The sequence below is a fragment of the Kineococcus vitellinus genome (assembly GCF_009906315.1).
Classification (GTDB): Bacteria; Actinomycetota; Actinomycetes; order Actinomycetales; family Kineococcaceae; genus Kineococcus; species Kineococcus vitellinus.
This window is the reverse complement of record NZ_JAAALL010000354.1, coordinates 1-4,078: the sequence shown is the minus strand read 5'-3', so window position 1 is coordinate 4,078 and position 4,078 is coordinate 1. Positions and strand designations below refer to the sequence as shown.

Sequence of the window (4,078 nt, the reverse complement as noted above, 5' to 3'; positions counted from 1 at the left end):
GGTCATGGCACGACCGTAGGTGCCCCCTCGGCCGCCCACCAGGTGGGTTCCCGCGATCGGTCGCGCTGCGACGGTGGGCGCCGGGCGGCGGTGGAGTCCCGGCACGGGTCCGCCGAGCCGCCGACGAGCAGGGTCGGTGCGGTGGCCCGCCCCACGGCGCCGTGCACCCGGCGGACGTCGGCGCGCGGGTTCGGGGACACTGGGGGATCGAGGACGCTGGAAGCCTGCGGTGGCGCGGACGCCCACCGCTCCAGCGCCGGTGGAGCACCCGTGGAGCAGGGAGGAGCCGCTGTGGAACCCGTCGACGGCACGCGCACGGCCGGGAGCGACCGGGCCGAGGCCGAGCTGGTGGTGTACGGCGCCGGCTGGTGCCCGGACGTGCGGCGCAGCCGGGCGCTGCTGGAGGCGGAGGGCGTGGCCCACCGCTACGTGGACGTCGAGGCCGACGACGACGCCGCCGAGCTGGTGCGCGGGTTGCAGCACGGCGCCCGGCGCATCCCGACCATCGTCTGGCCGGACGGTTCCCACCTCGTCGAACCCTCCGACGACGAGCTGCGGGCCCGGCTGCGGTGAGCGGGTGGGCGCTGGTGCTGGTGGGCCGCGGCCGCTACCAGGACCGCTGGCACGACGACGCGGCCACCGGGCAGCGGGTGGCCGCGGCGCTGAGCGGCGCCGGCCTGCGGGTGCAGGTGCGGGGCACGGCGGCGGCGGCGCTGGAGGACGCGGGGAAGCCCGACCTGCTCGTCGTCGTCGCCGGCGACGGGCGCAGGGACGCGGACTGGGACGGCGGTGACGAGGCGTGGGTGCCCTTCCACGCACGGCTGGCGGGCCTGGTCTCCGAGGGCGGCGTGCCGCTGCTGGCCCTGCACCAGGCCGCGAACACGTTCGCGGACGCGCCCGCCTGGTCCGGCCTGGTCGGCGGCCGGTGGGTCGAGGGCCGCTCGATGCACCCGCCCATCGGCCCGGCGCTCTTCACCCCCGCCGACGGGCAGGGGCACCCGGTGACCGCCGGGCTGGGTCCGGTGGAGGCCTTCGACGAGCGGTACTGCCGGTTGCAGGTGCACGCGGGTTCGCGGGTGCTGCTGACCACCGAGCACGAGGGCGTGCAGCACCCCGTGGTGTGGACCTCCGGCGGCCCGGGCCGGGTCCTCTACGACGGCCTCGGCCACGACGTGCGCTCCTACGACAGCCCCTCGCGCCGCGAGCTGCTGCAGCGCGAGGTCGCCTGGCTGCTCGCCCGGCGCGGCGAGGGCTGACCGGGGTCGTCCTCGTCACCGACCGGCGCGGAGCAGGCGCCGCACCGGGGTCAGCGCCTCGCGACGGCGCTCCTGCCGCTGCTGCTGCGCCAGGAGCTGCTCGGCGACCAGGTGCCCGGAGCCGCCGCCCAGCCCCGCCCCGGGGTGGGTGGAGGCGCCCAGGTGCCACAGGCCCTCCACCGGGGTCCGGTGCCTGCCGCTGCCCGCCAGCGGACGCCACGCGAAGCTCTGGTCGAGCTGGGCGGAACCGCCGTAGGGGTCGCCGCCGACGGCGTTGACGTTCGCCGCCCGCAGGTCCAGGGGGGACAGGACGTCCACGCCGCGGACGCTCTCGCGCAGTCCCGGGGCGTGGCGCGCCACCCGGTCCAGGACGCGGTCGGCGTAGGCCCGGGCCAGTTCGGCGGTCCAGCCGTCCGAGGTGTCCAGCTCACCCGCGGCGTCGCCGAGGGGGGTTCCGGGCAGCTCCTGCAGCTGCAGCCACAGCGTGGCCGCCCCGGCGGGCGCGCGGGTGGGGTCCAGCAGGCTCTGCTGGCCGACGACCACCGTGGGCCGGCGCGGCAGCAACCCCGCTTCGGCCTCCGCGCACGCGATGCCGGTGCTGGCGGCGCCGTCGGAGAGGTGGACCAGGGGGACCTCGTCGAGGCGGGGGTCGTTCCAGCGCAGCGGCCGCGAGAGCGCCACGTGCACCTGCACCGCCGCCCGCCCGTAGCGGAAGGAGGCGGCCTGGGCGCGCAGCTCGGCCGGCGCCGCGTCCTGCGGCAGCAGCTCGCCGTACAGCGCGGTGGGGGTCACCGAGGCCAGCACCGCCCGGCGCGCGGTCAGGCGCGTCCCGTCGGCCAGCTGCACGCCGCGGGCCCGACCGCCCTCCACCTCGATGCGCTGCACGTGCGCGCCGGTGCGGATCGTCACGCCGCGCTCGTGCAGCAGGGCGCGGAAGGCGTCGACGAAGCACCCGGCCCCGCCGACGACGACGGGCAGGCCCGCGGCGTGCATCGTCGCGGCGAAGATCGGGATCATGAGCCCGCCGGGGGCCTGGTCGGGGGACAGGCCCGCGTGCAGCAGCCAGGGCACCCACAGGTGCTCGACCTCCGGGCCGCGGTACTCGCGCGCGGTGAAGGCGCGAGCCCCGCTCACCGCGTCGCGCACCCACCCCTCGGTGCCCCGCAGGCCGTTGATCCGCAGCAGCTGCAGCGCCGGGCGCAGGGCCGCGGGCGAGCGCAGCTCGCCACCGAGCAGAGCACCGACGGCGGCCGCGCTGCGCCCGAAGCGCTCCAGCTGCGCCAGGTAGGTGCTCGCGTCGGCCGGGTCGGCGAAACCGGCCGCGGTCTGCGCGGGGTCGCGGTGGGCCAGGGTGACCCGGCCGTCGTCGGCCACGCTCGCGGTCAGGACGCCGTCGCTGTTGGCGTAGCGCAGCCCGTGCCGGTGCAGGTCCGCGCCCAGCGCCGCGTACGCGCCTCCGGTGGTGAAGAGCGGGTGCCAGGAGGAGAAGGTGTCGTGCACGTACCCCGGCACCGTGCGCTCGCCGGAGGCGATGAACCCGCCGATCCGCGACGAGCGCTCCAGCAGCGTCACGGACCACCCCGCGCCCGCGAGTTCCGCCGCGGCGACCATGCCGTTGATGCCGGAGCCGACGACGATCGCATCGGGCTGCTGCTCGTCCATGCCCGAGCAGCGTAGGCCCGCAGCGCAGGCGGAACCACCCTCAGCGGCCTCCCGGTCCTCCTGCGTGCTGCTGGAGGACCGGGGAGAGCGGTGCGACGTAGGGGAAGGTCGCCGTGGGGGTGCGGGGAACGGATTCCCTGCCGATCCCGAGGGTGATCGGGGTGTTCGCGGCGAGGGTGAACACCACGTCGGGCGCGTTGTCGGTGAGGGTGCGACCGTTCCAGCTCAGCAGGTCGAAGGAGGCGGGCGTGCCCACGGCGTGGGGCAGCACGTCGGGCAGCAGGCGTGCGACCAGCCGCTCGGCGTAGGCGGTGGGGTCGGCCGCCGTCCCGTGCGCGGTGACGAACCCGGCGATCCGCCGGGTGAGCAGGGCGGCGTGGTCGGCGCGGTCGCTGGCGGGGGTTCCCGCGTTGAGGCGGTCGGCGAGGTGCTCGTCGAGCTGGGTGAACAACGGGTGGATCATCGGCAGGCCGATGCGGTTGACGGGGCGCCAGCCGCCGGCGTCGGTGGCCAGCCAGGCGACCGCCCACACGCGGATCCGCCCGTCCGGTGCGGTGGCGCGCAGCAGGGCGTTCGGCACCTCGAGCACGAGGGAGTGCACGTCCTGGTCGGCGAAGAGGTTGCGCGCCTGCGCCGGGGTCCAGTCGCCGAGGTCGAGCACCGTGCCCTCGTGGACGGCGTGGCCGACGGCGTGCAGGACGGTGGGTTCGATCCAGAACGGGTCGGCGGCCCGTCCTGCCCACACCCGGATCCCGCCGTCGGCGGTGGCGTCGGTCGTGGCGTCGGTCGTGGCGTCGGTCGTGGCGTCGACGCCGGTGCGCGAGCGCAGCAGCACGTTGCCCTCGGCGTGCGGGTCCGCGGCGGCCGGGCCGGTGAGGACCTGCAGCTCGAACTCCTGCACGCCGTGCTCGTCGCGCTCGTCGAAGGTGAAGCGGTAGGTGACCTCCTCCACGGCGTCGCCGTCGAGGTCGACCTTGAACTCGTAGCGTCCCTCGGGGTGCCAGCCCGGCGTGGGGGCCTGGCCGAGGGAGTGGCAGGTGTTCAGGACGAGGGCGGTGCCGCTGCGGCCGGGGAAGACGTAGAGGTCGGTGGTGTCCAGGCGCACGTCCTGGCGGGCCTGCGGGGAGTCGAGGTGGTGGGACATCTCGGGGGAACCTGCC

Annotated in this window: 4 protein-coding genes; 2 read left to right on the top strand and 2 right to left on the bottom strand. The window is 76.6% G+C overall.

The window, feature by feature from the left end; all coding sequences use genetic code 11:
* The first annotated feature begins 291 nt into the window (after window positions 1–291).
* On the top strand, window positions 292–573 hold the full coding sequence (locus tag GTQ99_RS20660) for a glutaredoxin family protein (protein ID WP_338075162.1): 282 nt from the start codon (window positions 292–294) through the stop codon (window positions 571–573).
* Window positions 570–1,256 carry a ThuA domain-containing protein gene (locus tag GTQ99_RS20655; protein ID WP_166617578.1) on the top strand — a complete coding sequence of 229 codons (687 nt, stop codon included), beginning with the start codon at window positions 570–572 and terminating at the stop codon, window positions 1,254–1,256. Before GTQ99_RS20660 ends, GTQ99_RS20655 begins: the two co-directional genes overlap by 4 nt.
* 15 nt (window positions 1,257–1,271) lie before the next feature.
* On the opposite strand, the gene GTQ99_RS20650 is transcribed toward GTQ99_RS20655, so the two are convergent.
* Both GTQ99_RS20650 and GTQ99_RS20645 read right to left on the bottom strand, forming a co-directional pair.
* The gene (locus GTQ99_RS20650; protein WP_166617577.1) at window positions 1,272–2,918 is read right to left on the bottom strand and encodes a phytoene desaturase family protein; all 1,647 of its coding nucleotides are present in this window, start codon (window positions 2,916–2,918) and stop codon (window positions 1,272–1,274) included.
* Between the two features lie 40 nt (window positions 2,919–2,958).
* Window positions 2,959–4,062, bottom strand: a complete 1,104-nt coding sequence (locus GTQ99_RS20645) for a DUF4331 family protein (protein WP_166617576.1) — start codon at window positions 4,060–4,062, stop codon at window positions 2,959–2,961.
* Between the last annotated feature and the right edge of the window lie 16 nt (window positions 4,063–4,078).